17 protein-coding genes are annotated in these 23,237 nt (G+C 73.3%); 4 read left to right on the top strand and 13 right to left on the bottom strand.

Features of this window, described 5'->3' with window-relative positions; genetic code table 11:
- Nucleotides 1-68 precede the first annotated feature (68 nt).
- From OHU74_RS32910 to OHU74_RS32885, 6 genes are all read right to left on the bottom strand, one after another.
- Nucleotides 69-1,562, bottom strand: a complete 1,494-nt coding sequence (locus OHU74_RS32910) for a hypothetical protein (RefSeq protein ID WP_371619286.1) — start codon at nt 1,560-1,562, stop codon at nt 69-71.
- Between the two features lie 24 nt (nt 1,563-1,586).
- Nucleotides 1,587-2,804, bottom strand: coding sequence for a cytochrome P450 (locus OHU74_RS32905; protein WP_371619285.1), 1,218 nt, complete (start codon nt 2,802-2,804; stop codon nt 1,587-1,589).
- A 102-nt stretch (nt 2,805-2,906) separates the two neighbouring features.
- Nucleotides 2,907-3,554: a TetR/AcrR family transcriptional regulator gene (locus tag OHU74_RS32900; RefSeq protein ID WP_371619284.1), complete on the bottom strand. Its 648-nt coding sequence runs from the start codon at nt 3,552-3,554 to the stop codon at nt 2,907-2,909.
- Nucleotides 3,555-3,636: 82 nt separating this feature from the next.
- Nucleotides 3,637-3,891: a hypothetical protein gene (locus OHU74_RS32895; RefSeq protein ID WP_371619283.1), complete on the bottom strand. Its 255-nt coding sequence runs from the start codon at nt 3,889-3,891 to the stop codon at nt 3,637-3,639.
- Nucleotides 3,892-4,054: 163 nt separating this feature from the next.
- On the bottom strand, nt 4,055-4,732 hold the full coding sequence (locus OHU74_RS32890; protein WP_371619282.1) for a response regulator: 678 nt from the start codon (nt 4,730-4,732) through the stop codon (nt 4,055-4,057).
- Nucleotides 4,729-5,952: a sensor histidine kinase gene (locus OHU74_RS32885; protein ID WP_371619281.1), complete on the bottom strand. Its 1,224-nt coding sequence runs from the start codon at nt 5,950-5,952 to the stop codon at nt 4,729-4,731. The genes OHU74_RS32890 and OHU74_RS32885 overlap by 4 nt, the downstream gene beginning before the upstream one ends.
- Nucleotides 5,953-6,255: 303 nt before the next feature.
- Between OHU74_RS32885 and OHU74_RS32880 the strand changes: the two genes are divergently transcribed.
- Nucleotides 6,256-8,451 carry an MMPL family transporter gene (locus OHU74_RS32880; RefSeq protein WP_371619280.1) on the top strand — a complete coding sequence of 732 codons (2,196 nt, stop codon included), beginning with the start codon at nt 6,256-6,258 and terminating at the stop codon, nt 8,449-8,451.
- Between the two features lie 111 nt (nt 8,452-8,562).
- On the opposite strand, the gene OHU74_RS32875 is transcribed toward OHU74_RS32880, so the two are convergent.
- From OHU74_RS32875 to OHU74_RS32865, 3 genes are all read right to left on the bottom strand, one after another.
- Nucleotides 8,563-10,368 carry an ABC transporter permease/substrate binding protein gene (locus tag OHU74_RS32875; RefSeq protein WP_371619279.1) on the bottom strand — a complete coding sequence of 602 codons (1,806 nt, stop codon included), beginning with the start codon at nt 10,366-10,368 and terminating at the stop codon, nt 8,563-8,565.
- Nucleotides 10,368-11,441 carry a glycine betaine/L-proline ABC transporter ATP-binding protein gene (locus tag OHU74_RS32870; protein WP_371619278.1) on the bottom strand — a complete coding sequence of 358 codons (1,074 nt, stop codon included), beginning with the start codon at nt 11,439-11,441 and terminating at the stop codon, nt 10,368-10,370. Before OHU74_RS32870 ends, OHU74_RS32875 begins: the two co-directional genes overlap by 1 nt.
- 182 nt (nt 11,442-11,623) lie before the next feature.
- Nucleotides 11,624-12,652: a SigB/SigF/SigG family RNA polymerase sigma factor gene (locus OHU74_RS32865; protein ID WP_371619277.1), complete on the bottom strand. Its 1,029-nt coding sequence runs from the start codon at nt 12,650-12,652 to the stop codon at nt 11,624-11,626.
- A 440-nt stretch (nt 12,653-13,092) separates the two neighbouring features.
- On the opposite strand from OHU74_RS32865, the gene OHU74_RS32860 reads away from it, so the two are divergent.
- Nucleotides 13,093-14,670, top strand: coding sequence for a S8 family serine peptidase (locus OHU74_RS32860; RefSeq protein ID WP_371619276.1), 1,578 nt, complete (start codon nt 13,093-13,095; stop codon nt 14,668-14,670).
- Between the two features lie 58 nt (nt 14,671-14,728).
- On the opposite strand, the gene OHU74_RS32855 is transcribed toward OHU74_RS32860, so the two are convergent.
- Nucleotides 14,729-16,192 (bottom strand): cellulose binding domain-containing protein, encoded by a 1,464-nt coding sequence (locus OHU74_RS32855; protein WP_371619275.1) that lies wholly within the window; start codon nt 16,190-16,192, stop codon nt 14,729-14,731.
- A 43-nt stretch (nt 16,193-16,235) separates the two neighbouring features.
- Nucleotides 16,236-17,813: a beta-N-acetylhexosaminidase gene (locus OHU74_RS32850; protein WP_371619274.1), complete on the bottom strand. Its 1,578-nt coding sequence runs from the start codon at nt 17,811-17,813 to the stop codon at nt 16,236-16,238.
- A 234-nt stretch (nt 17,814-18,047) separates the two neighbouring features.
- Here OHU74_RS32850 and OHU74_RS32845 point away from each other — a divergent pair, with 234 nt between their 5' ends.
- Complete coding sequence (locus OHU74_RS32845; protein WP_371619273.1) at nt 18,048-18,911, top strand: GntR family transcriptional regulator; 864 nt, start codon at nt 18,048-18,050, stop codon at nt 18,909-18,911.
- A 64-nt stretch (nt 18,912-18,975) separates the two neighbouring features.
- Here the strand turns inward: OHU74_RS32845 and OHU74_RS32840 are convergent, their stop codons facing one another.
- Both OHU74_RS32840 and OHU74_RS32835 read right to left on the bottom strand, forming a co-directional pair.
- Nucleotides 18,976-19,770 carry a GntR family transcriptional regulator gene (locus OHU74_RS32840; protein WP_371619272.1) on the bottom strand — a complete coding sequence of 265 codons (795 nt, stop codon included), beginning with the start codon at nt 19,768-19,770 and terminating at the stop codon, nt 18,976-18,978.
- Between the two features lie 148 nt (nt 19,771-19,918).
- Nucleotides 19,919-21,550, bottom strand: coding sequence for an IucA/IucC family siderophore biosynthesis protein (locus tag OHU74_RS32835; RefSeq protein ID WP_371619271.1), 1,632 nt, complete (start codon nt 21,548-21,550; stop codon nt 19,919-19,921).
- A gap of 125 nt (nt 21,551-21,675) precedes the next feature.
- On the opposite strand from OHU74_RS32835, the gene OHU74_RS32830 reads away from it, so the two are divergent.
- A complete protein-coding gene (locus OHU74_RS32830) occupies nt 21,676-23,208 on the top strand; it encodes an IucA/IucC family protein (RefSeq protein WP_371619270.1) in 1,533 nt (510 codons plus the stop codon).
- The last annotated feature ends 29 nt before the right edge of the window (nt 23,209-23,237 follow it).

The following is a 23,237-nucleotide window of genomic DNA, read 5'->3' as shown; positions in this document are numbered from 1 at the left end:
CGCTCCGGACGCCCGAGATGAAGGAAGATGCTCGAAGTGGCTTGTCAGCGAGCATCTTTGAGCATTACTCAGCAGGCCGTACGGACGAACGCGTTGACCAACTCCTCCATCAGGGCAGGGTCCAGCGCCGGATTGGCCGCGGCGTGACGGGCGAGTTCCCCGTCCTCCAGCAGCTCTACGATCCGAGCCGCGGGCAGGTTCGGATGCCGGGCCAGGACCCCGCGGACCTCCGGATCGGGGTCGCGCGTCAGGCGGTCGGCGAGAGCCGGAGCCAGCTCGGGATCCCGGGCCACGAGCGCTCGTACGGCCGGATCCTCGTGCTCCGCGTACGCGGCCAGGCCTACGGTCGGGAACTGCGGGCGGGTGAGCAGTTCGACGCGGTCGCCGCCGGTGTACTCCAGGAAGCTGCGCAGCAGGAGTTCGGCGGGCGCGTCGGGGTGGTTCTGCGCGAGGGTGACCCGCACCCCGAGGTCCGGGTCGGCGGCAAGCAGGTCGAGGAGATCGGCCGGCAGGAGCTGGTCCCCGGCCGCGCGGCGGCGCAGCAGGGGGTGGGCGGAGAGCGCGTCACGCCGGACGGCGGCGGGGTCGCGCGGCTCCGACTGCTGGTAGCAAGGCCCGAAGTACCCGTCCTGCGGCACCTCGTAGTCGATCCCGGCCCGTTCGGACTCGGTCAGCGCGGGGTGCGTGGACAGGGCGAGGCGCACCTTCGGATCCGGGTCGACGGCGAGCGCCCGGCGCTCGGCGGCACCGAGGTCGGGGCGACGGGCGATGTCCCCGCGGACCTCGGGGTCAGGGTCGGCCGCCAGCAGGACCACCACGTCGGGCGGCAGGCTCGGATTGCCGGCGATCATCGCCCGGTCCCCCTGACCGACCGGGGCGGTGAGCACGGAGTCGATGACGGCGCGGTTCAGGGCGTCGTGCATCAGCATGCCGGTGCGTGCATGACACGAGTGCTCCGGAAGCTCGCGCTGCACCCACTGCGGGTCCTCGTGCCGGGCATGCCGCTCGGCGCACTCGCGTACCTCCGGGTTCGGGTCGGCGAGCAGCGCGGCCCGGAGTCCGACCGGCAGGGAGCGCCACGAACCCACACCCCAGAGGCGCACCTTGGGGTCCGGGTGCGTGGGCATGTCGCGGCGGAGCCCGGCGGAGATCTGACAGTCGATGCCCTGCACCAGCTCCCCGTCGTAGGTGTTGATGATGTGGACGACTGTCGGGTCCGGCAGCCGCGGGCGTCGTACCGTCCAGCGGTTGGGCGGCCCTTCGGCCAGGTGTGCCTTGACGACGAACTCGGGGTCGTCCACCAGCCGCGCCCGCTGCGCGGGATCGGCGTGCGGGCTGGAGGCGAAGACCGCACGCGCCCACCGGTCGGGGTGGGCGAGCAGGGCGTCGACCACGGACCCGGGCAGGTCCCGGTCACCGCACAGCGCCATCCGGGCGGCGGGCGGGCCGTCCGCGAGCAGCCGGAGCAGGAGGCTCACCGGTGCGGCCGGATTCACCGCCAGCCCCGCCAGTCGCCGCTCCGCCGGGCCCGCCTCGTTCCAGATCTTCTCGCGTATCCACATCCGGCCGAGCCTAGGACCTCCTCGCTAGCCGAACCGCACCGGAAGGTACTTCACACCGTTGATGAAGTCCGAGCGCAGCCGGCGCACCTCGCCCGCCAGGCCGAAGTCGGGGTGGCGGCGGAGCAGTTCGCGGACCAGGGCCTTGATCTGGGTACGGGCGAGGCCCGCACCGAGGCAGAAGTGGGGGCCGCCGCCGCCGAAGGTGACGTGGTCGTTCGGGGTGCGGCGGATGTCGAAGGCGAAGGGGTCGGCGAAGACCTCCTCGTCGCGGTTGGCGGAGGTGTAGTAGGTGACCACCTTCTGTCCGGCGGCGATCGGCTGCCCGCGCAGCGAGGTGTCGCGGGTCGCGGTGCGCCGGAAGTTGTGGATCGAGCCGCCCCAGCGCAGGAACTCCTCGGTGGCCGAGGTCCACAGGAGCTCGTCCTGCGGGGCGGCGGCCAGTTCGGCGCGGGCCGCCGGGTGGTCCACCAGGGCCAGCAGGGTCGCGGAGAGCAGGTTGCGGGTGGTCTCGTTGCCCGCGACGCACAGCAGCACGAAGAACATGTTGATCTCGTCCTGCGTGAGCCGGTCCCCGTCCACCTCGGCGTGGACCAGGGTCGAGAGGATGTCCTCTCGGGGGTGGGCCCTGCGTTCGGCCGCCAGCGCGTCGCAGTAGGCGTAGATCTCGGCGGCCGCGAGGTCGCTGTCGTGCTTGCCCGCCGAGAGCTCCGGATCCTGGCCGCCGGCCATGCGGTTGCTCCAGTCGAAGATCAGCCGCTCGTCGCCCTCCGGAACGCCGACCATCTCGCAGATCGTCTGGATCGGCAGCCAGGCCGCGACCTCGGCGACGAAGTCCATGTCCCGGCCCGGGGTGACCGCCCGCTCCACCAGCGACACCGCGCGCTCCTGGATCCGGGCTGCGAGCTTTCGTACCACCCGGGGCGTGAAACCCGCGCTGACCAGGGAGCGGTACCGGGAGTGGCGCGGGGCGTCCATGCCGAGCAGCACCAGGCGCAGGGTCTCCAGGGACTCGGGGCTCTGGTCGCGGATCATGAACGAGCCGAGTTCGGTGGACCAGAGCTCGGGGTCGCGGCTGACGGCCTTGACGTCGGCGTGGCGGGTGACGGCGTAGAAGCCGTCGTGGCGGCCGGGCACTTCGTGCCAGTGGACGGGGTCCTCGCGGCGCAGCCGGGTGAACTGCGCGTGCGGGACCTCGCGGGCCCAGGTGTCCTCGAGGAGGTCTATGTCGCCGGTGGGGAGCACGGGTGGTTCCCTTCGTCCGAGCAGGGGGAGTGTTCGGGGACGTACGGGGCGTGCGGGTTGTGAGGTGTGTGCGGGTTGTCCGGGCCTTCGCGGACGGACGTGTCAGCCGAGGCCGAGGACTACGCCGAGGGCTTCGACGACGAGGGCGTCGGGGATGCCCTGCGGATCGAGCCGATGCTGCATGGCCAGTCCGAGGAGGAGGCCGAGAACCAGGGCGCCGGTTTCCTCGGGCGGTCTGGTGAGGGGGGTGCCGGTGGCCTGCGCCCAGTCGGCGAGCCCTTCGCCGAGGCGGGCGCGGACCTCGGCGTAGCGCTGGGCGAGCGGGCCGCCGATGAGGGGGCCCCGGGCGGCGTGCAGCCACAGCTCCGTCTCCAGCAGGAGCCAGGAGTCGCCGCGGTCGGGGTGCGGGCGGGTGAGGCTGCCCCACATCGCGGAGAAGTGCACGGCGGGGTCGGCGGGGCCGGCGGCCGCGATCTCGGCGGCCAGTTCCTCGGCGGTGCGCTCCTTCCACACCTCCAGGAGCGCGAGGAGCAGGCCCTCCTTGCCGCCGAAGTGACTGTAGAGCGCGCCCGTGGTGCGGCCGGCCGCTTCGGCTACGGCCTCGGCGGAGACGGCGTGGAACCCCTTGCGGGCGAAGAGTTCGGCGGCGGCGTCGATCAGGCGCGAGCGGGTTTCGGTCTTGCGGTCAGCCTGCGGCGTACGGTCCGTCTGGGGCCTGCGTGGTGCCTGCGGTGCGCGGTCGGGTGTCACCGGACCTCCGGCCCTCCGGGAAGTTATATCGGGCTCCCGATATAAGTTCCTCCCTCACCGGCAGCCTGTCAATCGCCCCGCGTCAGGCGCGGACCCGTCCCAGGTCCCGGTGCGAGGGCGCGGCCCCCTCGACCGGCCCCACCGCCAGGATCGGCGCCGCCGGTGACGTGTGCCGGTGGCCGCAGGGGTCGAACACCAGGACCACCGGCTGCCCCGGGCGCTGACGCCAGGAGATCCGCTCCGGGGCGCCGTCGCACACCGGACAGGACGGCAGCGGGCTGTGCTCCGGACGACACTCGGGGGCGGCCGCGAGCGGCGTGGAGTGCGGATCGCGCATGGAGGCTCCCTGGTCTTGCGGTTGGGCTGCTCGCACTGTGCCATGGACAGGCCCCTGTCCGCACCGGTGAAATTTCCGGCATTTTGGCTGGTCAGAGATGTGCGCCCGGGGCCCGACCCGGCCCCACCGGGTCTTCTCCCCTTCCCCTGCGGCGACTTGGCGCTCAGCCCGGCCCGTTCTCGACCGCCACCAGGCCCGATTCATAAGCGGAGATGACCGCCTGCGCCCGGTCCCGTACGCCCAGCTTGCCGAAGATGCCGGTGATGTGGTTCTTGACCGTGGAGATGCTGATGTCCAGGTCTGCGGCGATCTCGGCGTTGTCGCGGCCGGTGGCCAGCAGGTGCCAGATCTCCCGCTCCCGGGGGGTGAGTCCGGCGGTGAGGGCGGCGCCCTCCGGGGCCTGGCGGGCCGGCCGCGCGGGGGCCCGTACGAAGGTGGAGATCAGCCGCGTCAGCAGGCGCGGCGCGACCGCGGCCTCGCCGGTGTGGACGGTGCGGATCGCGGCGATCAGCTCCTCCGGAGAGACGTCCTTCGGGAGGAACCCGTAGGCCCCGGCGCGCAGGGCCGCGACCACGTACTCGTCCATGTCGAAGGTGCTCAGGGCCAGGACCCGGCACTGCGGTACCAGCCGGGCCAGTTCCGCGGTGGCCCCCACCCCGTCGAGGACCGGCATCCGGATGTCCATGACGACCACGTCCGGGTGCAGCCGGCCCGCCAGGGCCACGGCCTCGGCGCCGTCGCCGGCCTCCCCGACGACCTCGAACTCCGGGTCGGGGCCCAGGATCAGGGCCAGTCCCCGTCGTACGAGCGGCTGGTCGTCGGCGATGAGCACGCGGATCATCGGTGTTCCACCTCTCCCTCTCCCCCGGGCACGCCGATCACCGGATCCGAGGGCACCGGGAGGCGCGCCGCCACCCGGAAGCCGCCCCCGCGCAGGGCGGCGGCCTCCAGGGTGCCGCCCTGCAGGGCGGCCCGTTCACGCATACCGATCAGACCGTACCCGGAGCGCGGCGCCGACCGCGAAGGCTCCGGCCGGTCCCCGCCGTCGCCGAGGCCGGAGCCGGTCCCGTCGTCGGTGATCTCCACCGTCACCTCGTGCGGACGGTAGGTGAGCCGTACGTCGGCCCGTGCCGGCCCGGCGTGCTTGCGGATGTTGGTCAGGGACTCCTGCACGATCCGGAAGACCGTCAGTCCGAGCGCGGGCGGCAGCGGGCGGACCGGCCCGGCCACGGTGAACGCGGTTTCCGTTCCGGCCAGCCGGGACTCGGTGACGATCCGGTCGAGGTCCGCGGTCCCGGGCTGCGGGGCCGCCGGCCCGCGCTCCGGTTCCGGCTCCTCACCGGTCCGCAGCACGTCGAGCAGCTGCCGCATCTCGCGCAGCGCCATGCGCCCGGAGCCCTCCAGCGTGACCAGGGCTTCGCGGGCGGCCTCGGGGTCGTGCACGAGGTTGGCCCGCGCTCCGCCCGCCATCAGCTGCATGGCCGTGACGTGGTGGGCCACGATGTCGTGCAGCTCCCGGGCGATGCGGCGGCGTTCTTCGACCACGGCCCGTTCGGCGAGCAGGGTGCGGTTGGCGTCGACCTCCTGCTGCCAGCGGTTCACCGCGATGCCGGCGCCCGCGGCGAGGACGGCCGCGACCGTGTTGCTGAGCAGCCCCCACCCGGTCTGCGCCCAGTCGCCGCTCCGCCCGACGAGCGCCAGCGGTACGGTCACCAGTGCGGCCAGCGCGGTGACTCCCGGGCCCCTGATCCTGCCCACCGAGTAGACGGCGATGGCCAGTCCCGCGGTGAAGTGCGTACCGAGCGGGGTGGTCAGGTTCACGGCGCCGTCGAGGAGCACGACGACGGCCAGCACGGCCACGGGGTGGCGCCGCCGGGCGAGCAGGCAGAACGCGGCGAGGACCACCAGGGCCAGCGCGGAGACCTCCAGGGGCCGGCCGCTGTCGATGGTCCCGAGGGAGTAGCCGAACAGGTCCACGGCGGCGGCGCCGATGGCCACCAGGGCGTCGTTGCGGGTCCAGCCGAAGGCGCCCGCCCCGTCCCCTCTGTCGACTGTCGCCATGGCGGCCGGTCCTCCCTCGTGTCCGGCTCCGCCCGGTCCGTTCCGGTGCGCGCCACAGGTTTCGTACGAGGCCTCGTACGGGGTTTCGTACGGACCTTCGGGATCCAGTCTCCCATCGGCCGGGCCCCGCGCCGCCAGCCCGCAGCAGGACCCCCGACCAGGACCGGAGTACTGGTCGGGGGCCGGGTCGGGCCCCCGGCCCGGGCGGCGGATCCTCCCCTGTCCCGACGTCCCGGCGCGCGGCCGGTGATGGGCTGGAGAGCAGCCGGGAACCCCCGGCGCCACCCCGTTACGGAGGCCCCCTTGATCCGCGCCCTGACCGGCTTCGCCACCCGGAGTCCATGGAAGGTGATCGCCCTGTGGGCGGTGCTGGGCATAGCCCTGACCATCCTCGGCCAGGCCCTCGTCTTCCGGGCCACCCAGGCCCAGACGGCCGGGTTCCTGCCCGCCTCCTACGATTCGGCGGCCGCGCTGAAGGTCGCCGAGGAGCACTTCGGGGTCGACCCCGACGCCAATCCGCTGACCGTGCTGGTGGCCCGCGCCGACGGCCTGCCGCTGACCGCCGACGACGAACGGCGCATCGACGCCCGGGCCGCGGAGCTGGCCGGCCAGCGCGTGGCCATGCCCAGGACGAAGGACACGATGCCCTTCACCCAGGACCGCTCCCAGGTCCCCCTGGTCGCCCCGGCCATGACCGCTCCCGACCGGACCTTCCGGCTGCTGTCGGTCGAGCTGGACGGAAATCCCACCGACCCGGGGATGCAGGACCTCTACCGGGCCTTCCGGGACCACACCCGGGCCGAGTTCGAGCAGTCCGGGATGCGGACCGGCTTCACCGGCGGGCTGGCCGACAGCGTGGACACGGCCGACGGTTCGAAGACCCGCTCGATGATCGTGGGCCTCGCCATGGTCGGCGTGATCGTGCTGCTGCACGTGCTGGTGTTCCGCAGCTTCCTGGCCGCGCTGCTGCCGCTCTTCTCCGTCATCATCATCGGCGGAGCGGCGTCCGGGGTCGTGGTCGCCGGGGCCATGCTGACCGGTATCGAACTCGATCCGTCCACACCGCAGTTGATCAGCGTGGTGCTGGTGGGCATCGGGATCGACTACTTCCTCTTCCTGTTGTTCCGCTTCCGCGAGCAACTGCGCACGTATCCCGGGCAGTCCGGCCGGTCCGCCGCGGCCGAGGTCGCGGGCCGGGTGGGTACCGCCATCACCTCCGCGGCGCTGACCATCGTCGCCGCGTTCTCCACCCTCGGGGTGGCCGCCTTCGGCCAGTTCCGGGTGCTCGGTCCGGCGATCGCCCTGTCCGTACTGGTGATGCTGCTCGGCAGCCTGACCCTGATGCCGGCCATCCTGGCCGTCACGGGGCGCAAGATGTTCTGGCCCTCGCGCGGCCTGGTCCGCAAGCCCCGCGCGGGATCGGCCGCGCGGATGGGAGACCGGATCGCCCGGCGGCCGCTGACCCTGGTGCTCGCCTCGGTGGCCCTGCTCGGCGCCCTCTCCGCGGGGCTGCTGGGGATGCGGACGGACTACGGGCAGAGCGGCGGCGGTACGGGAACGGCAGCGGCGGCCACGGCCGCGGAGATCTCCCGGGCGCTGCCCGCCGGGGTATCGGACCCGACCAGCGTGTTCGTCACCGCCTCCGACGGGGGCACCTTGACCGCCGGACGGCTCGACGGGCTGTCCCGGGCCCTGGGAGCGGTCCCCGGGGTGGGCCAGGTGGCCCCGACCGTCCTGAGCGGGGACCACCGGGCGGCCCGGATCGACCTGTTCCCGACCGCCGGTCCGCACACCCAGGCAGCCCGCGACCTGGTCTCCGGGCCGATCCGCGCGGCGGTGGCAGCGCACCGGCCGGACGGCACCCGGGCGCACGTCGGGGGCACCGCGGCGATCTTCGCGGATGTCGCGGTCGCCGTGGAGAAGGACCTGAAGGTGGTCTTCCCGGTGGCGGCGGCGCTGATCGCGCTGATCCTGCTCCTGCTCCTGCGGAGCCTGCTCGCGCCGCTGGTGCTGATGGCGGCGGTCGGGCTGGGCTTCGCCGCGACGCTGGGTGCCTCGACGCTGCTGTTCCAGCACGTGCTGGACCGGCCGGGCGTGGACTTCTCGCTGCCGCTGGTGCTGTTCCTGTTCGTGGTCGCGCTGGGCACCGACTACAACATCCTGATCACGGACCGGATCAGGGAGGAGATGGAGCGGCCCGGTCCGGCCCGCGGGGCGGTGGCCCGAGCGGTCCGGCACACGGCTCCCGCCATCGCGACGGCGGGCCTGGTGCTGGCGGTGTCCTTCGGGAGCCTGGCCGCCGGGGACGGCTCGGCCACCCGGCAGATCGGCTTCGCGACGGGGCTCGGGATCCTGCTCTCGGCCTTCGTGCTGTCGATCGTGCTGGTACCGGCCCTGGCCGCGCTGCTGGGCCGGTCCCTGTGGTGGCCGCTCCGGACCCGGCCGGCCGCCGGGCCGTCCCTACCGGAGCGGGAGCCCGAGCGGGTGGCCGCCGGCTGAGCCGCCGCCCGGCCGGCGCGGGGGCCGGCGCGCGAAGGCCCGTAAGGCCCGTAAAGCTCGTAAGGCTCGTAAGGCCCGTAGGAGATCCTTCGCGCACCGGCCCCCGCGCACTCACGCCAGCTCGGCCACCTCGGGGTGGTCGGCCAGCCAGGCGCGGACGGCCTGCTGCTCCTGGCCCTTGCCGGATTCCTGGATCTTGGCCTCCAGGCCGGTCAGCTGGGCCTCGGTCAGCTTGAACGAGCGGAGCCACTCGGCGATCCGGGGCTCGTCGGCGGCGAAGCCCTTGCGGGCGATGTTGTGGATGCCGTCGCCCTTGCCCCAGACGCCCTGGGGGTCCGCGAGCTTCGTGAGGTCGTAGGTGGAGTACGCCCAGTGCGGCGACCACAGCACGACCGCGACGGGCTCCTTCTTCTCGTAGGCGCGCTTGAGCTCGGCGAGCATGCCCGGGGTCGATCCGTCGACGACCTTGTACTCGCCGTCGAGGCCGTACTGCGGCAGGACCTTGTCCTTGAGGATGCCCATCGCGCCCGCGCTGGGCTCGATGCCGATGATCCGCCCCTTGAACTCCCCGCCCTTGCCCTTGAGATCGGCGAGGGTCTTGACGTCCTTCATGTAGGACGGGACGGACAGCTCGATGGAGGTGGGTCCGTACCAGGAGCCGAGGTCGTCGAGCTCGTTCCCGTACTTCTTCCAGTACTCGGCCTGCGTCACGGGCAGCCAGGAGTCGGTCTGGAAGTCGATCTGGCCACCCGCGAGCCCGGTGAAGAGCGCTCCGAGCTCCAGCTGGCGGGCCTCGACCTTGAAGCCGCGGCGCTCCAGGAGCTCCTTCCACAGGAAGGTGGAGGCGATGCCCTCGTCCCAGGGGATGTAGCCGATGCTGACCGTGCGGCCCTTGCCGATGTTCTCGACGCCCGACCCGCCGGAGGCGTTGACCGAGGACTTCGAGGAGTCCCCGAAGACGCCGAGGCCCCCCGCGACCAGGGAGAGCACCACGGCCGAGGCGACGGCGAAGACGGGCTGCGGACGGTGGCTCCACACCTTGGCGGTGCCGGTGGCGGCGGACCGCGCCTTGGCGAGGGCGCGGCGGCCGAGCGGGGAGACGTGGCGGCCGAGCGCACCGGTCATGCGGTCCAGGTACATGGCGAGGATGACGATGGAGATGCCCGCCTCGAAGCCGAGGCCGATGTCCACGCTGCCGATGGCCCGGTAGACGGCGCCGCCGAGCCCGCCGCCGCCGACCATGCCGGCGATGACGACCATGGACAGGCCGAGCATGATGACCTGGTTGATGCCCGCCATGATGGTGGGCAGGGCCAACGGGAGCTGGACCCGTACGAGGGTGTCGCGCGGGGTGGTGCCGAACGCGTCGGCGGCTTCGACGAGTTCGGCGTCTACCTGCCGGATGCCGAGCTCGGTCATCCGCACGCCGGGGGCCAGCGAGAAGATGATGGTGGCGATGATGCCGGGCACCACGCCCACCCCGAAGAAGATGATGCCGGGGATGAGGTAGACCATGGCCGGCATGGTCTGCATGAAGTCCAGGACGGGCTTCAGGACGGCGCTGACCCGGTCGGAGCGCGAGGCCCAGATGCCCAGCGGGATCGCGAAGAGCAGCGTGACCAGGGTGGCGACCAGGACCAGCGCGAGCGTGGACATGGCTTCGGGCCACAGCCCGACGGAGTCGACGAGCGCGAAGCCGGCGAAGGCGAGCAGCGCGGCGAGCAGTCCGCGCAGCCACCACGCCGCGACGGCGAGGATGCCGGCCAGGAGCAGCGGGGCGGGTGCGTTCAGGACGGCTTCGATGCCGTCGTAGAGCCCGGTGACGGCCGTGCTGATGGCGTCGAACAGCCAGGACAGGTGGCTCTGGAGGAAGTCGACGGCGCTGTCGACCCAGGCGCCGAGGTGCAGGCGGGGCATCAGGCGGCCACCTTTTCGCAGGTCAGCGGGGAGCGTCGCTCGTCGCCGATGAGGGCGACGAGGCGGCCCTGGGCGACCTCGCCGACGACGGCGCCGTCGGCGCCGGTGACGGCCACGGGGTGCGGGACCCGGGCGCTGACGGCGCACAGGTCGGCGAGCGGGGTGTCGGTGGCCACGGTCGGGCAGCCGCAGTCCGCGTGTCCCGCGGCGGGGTCCGTCATGACGGCTCCGGCCGTCAGTACGCGCGAGCGGTCCACGTCCTGGATGAAGGAGGCGACGTAGTCGTCGGCGGGGCGGACGAGGATGTCCTCGGCCGTGCCCTGCTGGACGATGCGGCCGTCGCGCATGACGGCGATGGAATCGCCCAGCCGCATGGCCTCGTTGAGGTCGTGGGTGATGAACACGATGGTTTTCCCGAGGCGTTGCTGGAGCTCGAGCAGCTGGTCCTGCATATCGCGGCGGATCAGCGGGTCGAGGGCGCTGAACGACTCGTCCATCAGCAGCAGATCGGCGTCGGTGGCCAGCGCACGGGCCAGGCCCACGCGCTGCTGCATGCCGCCGGAGAGCTCGTCGGGCCAGGACTTCTCCCAGCCGCCGAGCCCGCACAGGGCCAGCGCTTCGGCCGCCCGCCGTTCGCGCTCGGCCCGGGGGACACCCTGGACCTCCAGGCCGTAGCCGGCGTTCTCCAGAACACTGCGGTGCGGGAACAGCGCGAAGTGCTGGAAGACCATGCTGATCTTGGTGGACCGGACCCGGCGCAGCTCGGCCGCGGACAGCGCGGTGAGGTCTTCGCCGTCGAAGAGGATGCGTCCCGCGGAGGGCTCCAGCAGTCCGTTGAGCATGCGCAGCAACGTGGACTTGCCGGATCCCGACAGACCCATGACGACGAAGATCTGGCCGGGCTCGACGCGGAAGGAGGCGTCGATCACGGCGGCGGTCGTTCCCTCGGCGCGCAGCGCCCCGCGGTCGGTGGCGCCGCTTTCGAGCGCGCGGACCGCGTTCGCGACGGCGGCGCCGTTGTCGGGGCCTGGCCCGAACACCTTGAACACGTGCTCGGCTATGAGCGTGGACACATACACCTCACGGGTAGTACCGGCAACGGCCCACCGGCGTACCTGCGGCCGGCGGGCCGTGGAGCGTGACGGGATCCACCCGTCACCCGCGCCCCGGCCCGTATCGGCCGGCGGACGGGTCCGCTCCAGCAGCGCTACTGCCCTGCCTTAACCCCTGCAAACGGTGAAGTGAGTCTTGTCACCTACGGTACGTAGCCAACCGCGCCCTCGGCTGCGCCCTCCGCATCGGGTTCCGCTTGCTGCGGGGCACCGGCTTCGGCCCGGTCCGGGTCTTCGAGCATGGAGGCCCGCAGGTGCGCGAGTACCCGCGTCAGGAGGCGCGAGACTTGCATCTGCGAGATGCCGAGGGCGGCTCCGATCTGGGCCTGGGTGAGCTCCTCGCCGAAGCGCATGGAGAGCATCCGGCGCTCGCGGTCGGTGAGCCGGTCCAGCAGCGGCGCCAGGGTCTGGATGTCCTCGACGCGCTCCAGCGCCGGCTCCTCGGCCCCCATGGTTTCGGCGAGGGTGTTGCCCTCGGTGCCGCCGTCGGCACGCTCGGCGTGCGGGGCGTCGAGGGAACCGCTGGTGTGGCCGTTGGCGGCGACGATGCCTTCGATGACCTCCTCCTCGGTGAGGGAGAGGTGCGCGGCGAGGTCCGCGACGGTCGGCGGCCGGTCGAGGAGCGCGGTCAGCTGCTCCTTGGCCTTCGCCAGGTCGATGCGCAGCTCCTGGAGGCGGCGCGGGACCCGTACGGCCCAGGTGGTGTCCCGGAAGTGCCGCTTGATCTCGCCGGTGATGTACGGCATGGCGAGGGAGGAGAACTCGACCTCGCGGGCCGGGTCGAACCGGTCGATGGCCTTGATCAGGCCGATGGTGCCGACCTGGAGGAGGTCTTCGAGGTCTCCGCCGTCGCCGCGGCCGCGGAAGGGGCGGACGGCGAACTGTACGAGGGAGGCGTTCATCTCCACGAGCGTGTCGCGCACGTAGCGGTGCTCGGGGGTGCCTTCGTCGAGTTCCCGCAGCCGCCGGAAGAAGAGTCTCGACAGCTCGCGCGCGTCCGCGGGGGCCACCTCGCGGGGTTCCGCGATCCGGGGCAGGGGGATCGCGCAGGAGGGTCCGGTGGCCGGGGTGGCCGTGGGGGCGGCGGATCCCGCTGCGAGTCGGGCATCGGGCCCCGCTGCGGGTCCGGTTTCGCGTCCGGCGGTATGGGAGAACTGGGCGGGCATCGGCATGGGGTCGCTCCTTGGGCTGGTCGGCTTGCGGCGCGTGACCTTGATGGTCGTCCACCCTAGCCGGTTCCGCATTCCCTTCCCCAGTCCTTCGCCACCCATTCCAACCGGCCGGGGCCCGGCCGGATTTACGGCGGGGCCCCGTTTCGGTTGCACATCGGCCGTCCGGCCCGGGACGCGTCGGCCGTACGGCCGTAGGCGTATCGGCCGTCCGGTCAGGCCTCTTCGACGGCGACTGCGACGTCGTCGTTCGTGACGTCGGTCGTGACCTCGGTCACGGCGTCGTGGTGGCGGGGGTCACGGTGTCGGTCAGCTCACGCTGGAGCACCTTGTCCACCCCGCCCACACCCGATTTCTTCACTTGCGCCCCGTCCGACCCGGGACCCCCTCCTGCCCCGGCTGCGCCCTTGTGGACCCGGTCCGGCGCCCACGACGGTGGGCGGATGACTTCCAGACCGCACTTACGGAAATTTCGCAGCCTACGGAGCTTCGTGCTCGCCCTCGCCGGCGCGCTCGTGCTCATCGCCCCGGGCGCCGCTTCCGCCGCGGCGGCCACTCCGGCCGAGGGCGTGGTCCGCTACACCGATGCCCGGGGCTCCGTCCCCGGCAGCTACCTCGTGGTCCTCGACCCGGCCCGCGCGAGTGCCCGTACGGCACGCGGCCGGTCGGTCGTCGAAGGGTTCGGCGGCGCGATCGGACGGACCTACGACTCCGCGCTCAACGGCTTCTCCGTCCGGATGTCTCCGCGCCAGGCCCGACGGCTCGCCGCCGACCCGGCCGTCGTCGAGGTCGTGCAGAACCGGAAGTTGAGGCTCGACGCCACCCAACCGAGCCCGCCCTCGTGGGGTGTGGACCGCATCGATCAGCGGCGGCTGCCACTGGACGGGGGCTACACCTATCCGGACACGGCCGGCCGGGGCGTGACCGCGTACGTCATCGACACCGGGATCAACATCACCCACCAGGACTTCGGCGGACGCGCCTCCTACGGCTACGACGCCATCGAGAACGACACCGAGGCCGATGACATGCACGGGCACGGCACGCACGTCGCCGGGACCCTCGTCGGCGCCACCTTCGGGGTGGCCAAGCAGGCGAAGGTGGTGGCCGTGCGGGTGCTCGACTGGAACGGCGAGGGCACCACGGAGCAGGTGGTCGCCGGAATCGACTGGGTGACCCGCAACGCGGTGAAGCCGGCCGTCGCGAACATGAGCCTGGGCGGCGACCCCGACGACGTGCTCGACGCGGCCGTCCGGGGTTCCATCGCCTCCGGCATCACCTACGCGGTGGCGGCGGGGAACCAGAACCTCGACGCCTCCCAGCACTCCCCCGCCCGGGTCCCGCAGGCGATCACGGTCGGCGCGGTCAACGACCACGACGCGCGGTCCTCGTACTCCAACTTCGGCCCGCTGGTGGACCTGTTCGCCCCCGGCGACTCCATCACCTCCGCGGTCTCCTGGGGTGACGACTGGAGCACGGTCATGTCCGGCACCTCCATGGCCACCCCGCACGTGGCGGGCGCGGCCGCGCTGTACCTGGCGGACCACCGCACCGCCACCCCGGCGCAGGTGGCCGACGCGCTCACCTCCTCGGCTTCCACCGGGGCGGTGCTGGGTGCCGGACCGGGCTCCCCAGACCGCTCCCTGTACGTGGGCGGCGCGCCGAACCGGGTGCCCGGCAAACGCTTCGCGAGCACCACGGACTACCCGGTCGGGGACCTGGAGACCATCGAATCCCCGATCACGGTCAGCGGTGTCCCGGGCCGGGCGCCGTCCCAGCTCGGGGTGGAGCTGTACACCGTGCACCCGAACTCGGGGACCCTGCGGGTGGATCTGGTCGCGCCCGACGGAACGGTGTACCCGGTCAAGGACGAGTACACGGACTGGGGCGAGAGCGATCTCGTCGCCCTGTACACGGTGGACGCCTCCCCGGAGACGGCCAACGGAGTGTGGAAGCTGCGGGTGTACGACGCCTTCGCCGGCGACACCGGCCGTCTCGACGGGTGGGCGCTGCGGTTCTGACCCCGATGGCGGTGGAGCGGGGGCGCGCCGCGCGGCGCGCCCCCGCTTTCCGGCCGGTTCAGCCGTTCGGGACCCCGTCCTCGAAGGCCGTGCCCGCCGTGCGGTAGGCGGCCACCTTGGCGGCGACCTGGGCCGGGGTGAGGACCTGGTCCTTGACGTGCAGGACGTAGTCCACCTTCTGGTCGTAGGCGCGGGCCGTCGAACCGGGCTGGCCGTTCAGGTCGATCAGCCACTGGTTGAAGTTGATCGACATGGGCCGCTCGGGCAGGTACTTGGCGTCGTGCGTGCCGAAGACCTTGCCGTCGATGTAGTAGGTGATGGCGTTGTTGTCGATGGTGAGCACCAGGTCGTGCCAGCCCGCGTAGCTGGTACGGGACTCCGTGTGCTGGTTGACCGCCTCCCACGGGTCGGGGCGGTAGGTCTCCCAGGAGGTGGTGTAGAGGATGTTCGAGGGCTCGCCCCAGCCGCCGTTGGGGAGGTACTCGAAGTCGTACTCGGCGTAGTCGTCGGCCATCGGGGCCTTGAGGTCGTTGATGGTGAAGAAGGTCTGCACGAGGTGGTCCCCGTCCGGGCCGTACTTCGGGGCGTCCGAGAAGTTCACCCGTGCCGCGTAGGTGCCGTTCTTGAACTTCGTGGCCTTGGTGAGGACTTCGGTCTGCTTGGTGCTCTCACCCGAGCCGGCCGTGGAGGTCTCCATGTTCATGATGGAGTTGCCGCCCTCGGTCGCGAAGGTGACGTTCTCGGGGGACCAGGTGGCGTTCGGGACGCCGGGGCCGCCGGAGTTGGAGCGCACGCTCCAGCCGTGGGCCGCTATCGCCGGATCGGCGGACGAGGCGTAGTTGAAGTCGTCGAAGAGCGTGGCTCCGGCCGGTCCAGGGTCGGTCGGGGTCGGGGTGGGCGTCGGATCCGTCGGGTTCGGCGTGGGGGTCGGGGTCGGGTCCGGGGTGTTGCCGCCGGGCGCGGTGCCCCAGACGGTGGACGCGCCCAGGCGGGCGGTCACCTTGTCCCAGTCCCCGTACGCGGTCCGCGTCCCGTCGAAGGAGTAGTCGTCGGACTGCCGCAGCGTCTGCCAGTCGGCGCGGTAGAAGCGCAGCTGCATGTCGCCGGTGTCGGCGCCGGGGGCGAGGGTTCCGGCGCCGCCGGTGAAGGTGATCTCCAGGTAGCGGTCCGCGGTGGCCGTCGGGGTGGCCAGGGTGCCGAAGGTTCCGGTGATGTTGGCGCAGCCCCTGACCGCCCAGGAACAGGCGTACCGGTACTGGGTGTCCGGCCCGTCGGCCTTGAAGTAGTAGCGGATCCTGACCTGGTCGAGGGAGACGGCGGCGGAGCCGTTGTTGACCACCTTGAACCAGGGCTCCGCCTGGTCGGCGGCGGCTCCGGTCGCGCTGGTGCGGTACTGGACCTTGACGGAGTCGGCCGCCGCGGTCGCGGGCAGGGCCGTCAGGGCGGCCGAGCCGAGCCCGGCGGTCAGGGCGATCGCCAGGGCCGCGGCCGTACGGCGCTTGCCGGTTCGTTGGGTGCGCATGCTGCGTTCCTCTCGGGGTGGGGGGATCACGTCGGGGTGGGGATCACGGAGTGAGCAGAGGGGATTGCGGGGATCGGCCGCGCACGCCGAGGGCGGCGAGCCGGGTCCGGTGGTGGTCCAGCCGGCGGCGGAAGTCGGGCCAGTCGCGGTGCGTCGACCAGGCCGTGTCGGCCAGGGCGCACAGCCTCGGGAAGGCGAGGTACTCGAGCTCCGCGGGGGTCCGCGCGTACTCGGTCCACAGCTGGGCCTGGGTGCCGAGGACCCGGCGCGCGGCCTCGGGCTCCCAGTGCGCGGGGGCCGGCTCGTTCTCGTAGGCCCCGCGCAGGTCGAGGACCCCGTCCTGGCCGCGCGGCTCGGCGGGGTCGGCGGACTGCGGGTAGTCGAGGTAGGTGGAGCGGTACGGGGCCATGATCACGTCGTGGCCGCGCAGCGCGGCGGCCCGCCCGTGTTCCGCGTCCCGCCAGGCCAGGGCCGTGAAGGCGGGCGGGAGTTCGTCCCCGGTGTCGGTCCAGCCGAGCGGGCGTCGGCCGAGCCGGGCGAGGTGTGCGGAGATCTCGCCGAGGAACCAGCCGTGGAGAGCGGCCGGCCCGGACAGGGCCTCGGCGGCGATCCGTGCTCGGGCCGCCGGGGAGCGTTCCCATTCCGTGCGGGGGCATTCGTCGCCGCCGACGTGGACGTAGGGGCCGGGGAACACGTCCGCGACCTCGTCCAGTACCGCGCGGCAGAAGTCGAGCACCCCGTCGTGGACCCCGAGGACGTTCTCGCAGACGCCCCAGCGGGTCCACGGCTCCAGCCGGACGCCGGGCCGGTTGCCGAGCCGGGGGTAGGCGGCGAGTGCGGCGCGGGCGTGGCCGGGCATCTCGATCTCCGGGACCACGCTCACCCCGCGCCGGGCCGCGTAGGCCAGGAGTCCGGTCAGCTCCGCACGGGTGTAGGCGCCCTGGTGCGGGATGCCGTCCCCGGCGCTCTCGGTCCGGCGGCCGCCGATCCCGGTGAGCCGGGGGTAGGCCGCGATCGGCATCCGCCAGCCCTGGTCGTCGGTGAGGTGCAGGTGCAGGACGTTGAGCTTGTGCAGGGCGAGCAGGTCCACGAAGCGGCGCAGGTACGTCACGGGCTGGAAGTGCCGGGCCACGTCCAGCATGGCTCCGCGCCAGGCGAACCTCGGCCGGTCGGTGATCCGTACGCAGGGCATCGACCAGCCTGCGGCGGGCGTACGGGGCTGCGCGCCCCCGGCGGCCGCCGCCAGGGCTTCGGGTGGCAGCAGCTGGCGCAGGGTCTGGACCCCGCGGAGCAGCCCGTCGGGGCGGGCGGCGACCAGCAGGACGGCCTCGGGGCGGACGGTGAGGGCGTACCCCTCGGCTCCGAGGGCTTCCTCCCCGGGGGCCAGGAGGAAGGTGATCGGCCCGGCGGAGTCCGGTGGCAGGGGCAACCCGGTGGCGGGGGTCAGCAGTTCGCGCAGGAGGGCGGCCGCCGTCTGCGCGCCCGGTCCGGCCCGCAGTCCGGTGCGGTGGTCCAGGGCGAAGCGGCCGGGCTGGACGGTGACCGAGTCGGGGCGCGGGACGAGGCCCAGTTCGGGGCCGGGGCGGGGGCCGGGGTGGCGGGTGGCGGCTACGGACAGCACGGTGTCGGGGTTCCTCACCTGGTCGGGCACTGGCGCAACTCACCACGGGAGCCAGCGAATTGACCAACTGACCAATTGGTTAGCTGAGTGGCTAGAAGGTGACACGGCCCGCCTGCGCCGTCAACCCCGCACGCTCCCGGAAATTTCGACGGATGCCTCGCTTCCACCACCGGCCGAATGGTTAGATGCATATGACCAGTTGGACAGATGACCAGCAGGAAAGGGGGTCCGCCCATGGACAAGGACTCGAGCAACTCGACCGACCCGTCGGGCTCATCAGGCTCGGTACTCAAGCGGGAGCGCGTCCGCGAGCACCTGCTGGGCCTCATCGACATCCGCCGACCGGGCGACGCGATCCCCTCGGAGCGCACCCTGTGCGCCACCCTGGAGGTCTCCCGCCCCACCCTGCGCGCCGCGGTCGACGAGCTCGTGGCCACGGGCCTCCTGGTACGGGAGCACGGGCGCGGAATGTTCGTCGCCCCGGCCAAAATCACCCAGGAACTGGCCGCGGACGAGGCCTCGTTCGCGATGCGCCAGGCCGCCGGCCACTGGTCCGGCCGGATCCTGGAGCACTCCACCGTCCAGGCGGGCGCCCGCATCGGCCGCCGGCTGCGGATCTCGCCGGGCGCGCACCTGCTGTACATCGCCCGCCTGCGACTGGTCGACGGCGCCCCGATGGCGATCGAGCACCTGCACATCCCGGCCGATCTGGTACCCGCCCTGACCCCGGCGGAGCTGGAGGCCGGGGACCTCTACGAGCACCTGCGCAACCACCACGGCGTCTACGTGCACGAGGCGCAGCAGTCCATCGAACCGACCGTGGTCAACGAGGCGGAGGCGGGCCTGCTCGATGTCCCGCTGCTCTCCCCCGCCCTGCTCATCGAGCGGCTCACCACCGACTCCACCGGCCGCCCGGTGGAGTACGTGCACTCCGTCTACCGGGGCGACCGCTACCGGATCGTCTCGCGCCTGGCCCTGGGCGTGCCCCCGGGCAGCGGCCGCCCGGGCGCCCACCACCCGGGGATCCCGCCCGGCGACCTGGGCCGCCGGGCGGTCATCACCTCCACCACCACGGGGGACGTCCACACCGGCCCGTGAGGGGCCGGGCGGGGACCTGGCGGGATCCGGACGGGACGACCGGAGAGCCGACCGGAGAGACGGCCTATGTCACCCGCAGTCCGGACGCAGGGTGGTTGCGGTCGAAGGTCAGCCGGTCCCAGGTGGGGAAGGAGAGGTCGGTGACGGCGAGGAGCCGGCCCGAGGCCTCGTACAGGGTGCGGCGCACGGAGAGGCCGCCGGCCGGGGTGGTCGGATGGGGGAAGGTGGTGCGGGTCATGGTGATGGTTTCGGCGACCCGGCCGGTCCGCGCGGCGCGCTCCAGCCAGAGGTGCAGGGGCCCCAGGTCCTCGTCCCGGACGCCGGCCGCCGCACGGTCGCGGTAGCGGGTCAGTTCGGGGGCCCCGGCGACGGCGCGCGGGCAGAGGTACGTCACCGCGTGCCGCCGTGTCTGGCCCGCCGGGCCGGTTTCACGGTGGTGGTGGACCAGGGTCCGCTCCCCGCCGCGCATGCCGAGCTGTTCGGCGAGGGCGGGCGCGAGCGTGACGAGGGTGAGCCAGTTCTGGGTGTGCACCTGGGGGGACGCGGCGGCGGAGGCCGTCGCCACGGCCTCCGGTCCGGGCGCGGGGGCGGCGGCCGCCGGGGGCGCGGGTGGCGGCGCGGGAAGGGCCGGACGGGTGCCGCGGCGGCCGGTGACGACGAGGCCGTCCTCGCGCAGGTACTGGAGGGCGGCCCGGATGGTCTGCCGGTTGACCTCGTACCGGATCGCCAGGCTGCGTTCGGAGGGCAGCTTGGCTCCGGGGGTGTGGGCGGTGCGGTCGATCTCGCGCCGCAGCGCTGCGGCGATCCGCTGGTACTTGGGCATGGCGGCCGGGCCGCCACCCCGCGAAGGGGAGGGCATGGCTTCTCCTCTGACGGGTGGTCAAGGACTGCGCGGTCTGCCCGATCAACCTAGCATTGGTCTATACCTTTAAGTGAGGGGTCCCCGGCAACCGCTCCCCGATTGGCCGGAACCCCACCGCCCGCCCCACCGCCCGCCCCGCTCCCGCTCAGCCGTGCAGCGGGTTGGGAAGCGGCAGGTAGCGGGCGTCCGCGCCGTCCGCCCGGGTCCAGCGCAGCAGCAGGTTGGTCTTGGCCGGGAGGCTGGGGGCGGCCAGCAGGGCGCCGATCTCGGGCAGGCCGTGGGCCGAATCGAAGCGCCGGAACTCCTCGCGGGCCGCGGGCCACAGGGTCCCGGCCACCTGCGGATGGCACTCGGCGAGGGCCCCGGCGATCTCGGTCAGGTGGTTGACCACCAGGCAGTAGACGAGCCGCTGCCAGGCGGCGGCGCGCTCCGGGTCCGGCAGCAGCTTCACGCCTTCCGCGTCCCGGAAGAGGGCCTGGGCCGGCATCCCCCCGGCGTCGACGGCGACCAGGGTGTTCTGGAGGTGGGCCTCCAGGACGATGCCGTGCCGGGCGAACAGGTGCAGCACGGGCGGCACCACCCGGCGCAGGTACGCCCGCCACCACCCGGCCGGGTCGGCCGTAGCCGCGAGCGGGCTGTCCGGGTAGCCCTCCGCCATCGCCGCCGCCAGCAGGGGCGTGAGGCCGGGCTCGACGTGCGCCCGCAGGCCGTCGCGGACCAGCACCGCGAGCTCCTCGAAGGCGAACGCGGCCGTGCGGTAGCCCCGGTCGGGGAGCCAGGCCGCGTTCGATCCGGTCGCGCGCAGCTCCGCGAATCCCGCCTTGACCGCCGCGTCCGTGCGGCGGAGCTTGAGGAGGTCGTGCCGCCACAGCCGGCGCACGTCGTTGGTGATGCGGACGTCGAGGCTGAACTTCACGAAGAGGTCGCCGTCCGGGGCTTCGGCCTCCGCAGCCCCCGGGCCGGTGTCCTGCCGGCCGTTGCCCGCATCCGGCCGACCGGCGTCCGGGCCCTCGCCGCCGGGCACGTACAGGGTCCGGATCGAGGCGGTCGGCCAGACCGGCACCGGGCCGGTCCCCAGCCGCAGCAGCCGTCCGTCCGCGAAGGCCTCGCGCACCGCCGGGCGGGAGGCGACCAGGTCGAGTTGCCAGGGGTGGGCGGGCAGCAGCCGGTAACCGGCGGGCGGGCGCGGCCCGCCGCATGCCGCCGCCAGCGAGTCGATCGCGGCGGCCGCCCGCGGCCCGCCCTCCTCCACCACCTGGTCCTCGCGCAGTCCGAGGAAGACCAGCGGGAACCGGGCGTGCGCCTCCGGGGCGTACGGGAGCCAGCTCGCGGCCGGGGCGCCGCCCCGGGCCTTGGGCGCGGGATGGTGCGGATGCCCCATGACCAGGGCCTGCTCGGAGCGGACGTACGGGTCCGCGGACGGCTCGGCCGCGGCGCGGGCGGCCAGCAGCGCGGCCACGGTCTCGCGGCTGTCGGCGATCTCCACGGGCAGCTCGTCGTTGGAGACCCCGGTGTACTGGCGCAGTTCGTCGGAGACGAGTTTGACCAGTTCGGTGTGGTTGAGCGGGTGCCAGCCGCCCGCCGTGCGCAGTTCGGGGTCCGCGGGCCGCCGCCCGGCGCGCACCCGCAGCAGTCTGCCGCTGCCGAGCAACCGGTACGAGCCGTCTCCGGCGGGCTCGGCCGCCTCCCTGAGCAGGCAGTTCAGCAGCGGGGCGGCAGCGTACGCGTCGGCGGCGCTGTCGGCGGCGTTGAGGTCCACTGATTCCATTCGGTCCATCCGGTGCGCCGGAGGTTCGCGGGACGTCCCACCGGCCGTGATCTTCAGTATCCGCGATGATGAACTGATCATCGCCTCACTCGTTCGCCGTTCACCCGTGAGAGGACAAGGCCCTGGCCTCCAGCATGAACCTCCCCGCCACCCCGGCCGAAGAGGCCGTAGCCGCAGAACTGGCCGGACCGGCCGGATCTGCCGCCCTCGGGCCCGGCTACGCCGCCGCGCTCCCCGGAGCGCGCGCCGCCGTGCTGACCCGGCTGTGGCGGGGGCTCGCCTGTGAACCGCTGCCGTGGGTGGAGCGCCGCGAGCGGGGCTCCGGCGGGCTCCGGCTGCGGCTCGCCTCGGGTGCCCGGCTGGAGGGCCCGCCGCCGGATCCGTACGCCACCGCTCCCTACGTCACCGAGCTGCTGCTCGACGGCCGCCCGTACCGGCAGGCCGCCCGGCTGGTGGCGGCGCTCGGGCTGTCCCACGGGGAGGGGTTCGCCGCCGAACTCGACGGCAGCACCGCCTCCCTCGCCCTGTCCCGGGCCGGGCAGCCTCGCGGGGACGGGGCCGGGCCCTCGGCCGCCTGGGAGTGGGAGCAGCGGGTGGTCGACGGGCACCCGTACCACCCCAACTGCCGCTCCCGGCCCGGCTTCACGGTGGCGGAGCAGCTCGCGTACGCACCCGAGCACCGGCCGGTGGTCACGCTCGGGCTGGTACCCGTACCGGCCGGGGAGTGCCTGGTCGCCGGTGACTGGCCGGCGCCGTGGCGGGAGGCCGGGCGGATCCTCGTACCGGTCCACCCCTGGCAGGCCGAGCACGTCCTCAAGCAGGGGGCGGACCCGTCGGGGATCCGGCCTGGGCCGGCCGCGCACCCGCTGATGGCCCTGCGCACCCTGGCCCCCGCCGACGGCGGGCCGCACGTGAAGACCGCGCTCAGCGCCCGGCTCACCTCCTCCGTGCGCGATATCTCCGTCTACTCCGTGGAGACGGCCGCCGTCCTCTCCGCCTTCGCGCAGAGCCTGTCCGAACGCCTCGAAGGCCGCCTGCACATCACCCGCACGCTGGGCGCCGTCACCGCGCACTCCGCCGACCTGGCCGCCGTGCTCCGTGAGCCGCCCGAGGCGTACGCGGACTCCGGCGCGGGCGAGCGCGTGCTGCCCGTCGCCGCGCTGGCGCTGACCCCGTACGCGCGTTCCGCGTCCTGGCGGGCCGGTTTCGCCCGCCTGGCGCTCTCGGTGTGCCTACGGGTCCTGGACCTGGGGGTGGCGCTGGAGGCCCACGGCCAGAACCTCCTGGTGGTCCTCGCCGCGGACGGCACCCCGCTGCGGCTGGTCTACCGCGACCTCGCCGACATCCGGATCAGCCCGGCCCGGCTCGCCCGCCACGGCCTGCCGGTGCCCGACCTGTCCGGCCGCCTGATCACCGACGACGAGACGGTCCTGCGCCGCAAGCTCTTCGGTTCCCTGGTGGCCGGGGCCCTCGGCTCCACGGCCGGTTCGGCCGCGGCCCTCGGGGCCGATCTCTCGGCGGCGGCCTCCGGCCTCGCACCCACGGCCGACACCCGGGCGCTGCTGACCGGCCCGCTGCCGACCAAGGCCCTGACCCTGATGCGGCTGAGCCCCGGCACCCCGGGCGACCAGTGGGCCGACCTGGACAATCCGCTGACCGGGGGCTGAGTTCGGAGCGGGGCGCGGCTAGTGTGCGG

The sequence above is a fragment of the Streptomyces sp. NBC_00454 genome (assembly GCF_041434015.1).
Classification (GTDB): Bacteria; Actinomycetota; Actinomycetes; order Streptomycetales; family Streptomycetaceae; genus Streptomyces.
The sequence above is the reverse complement of the archived record's forward strand: the minus strand, read 5'-3'. Positions and strand labels throughout refer to the sequence as shown.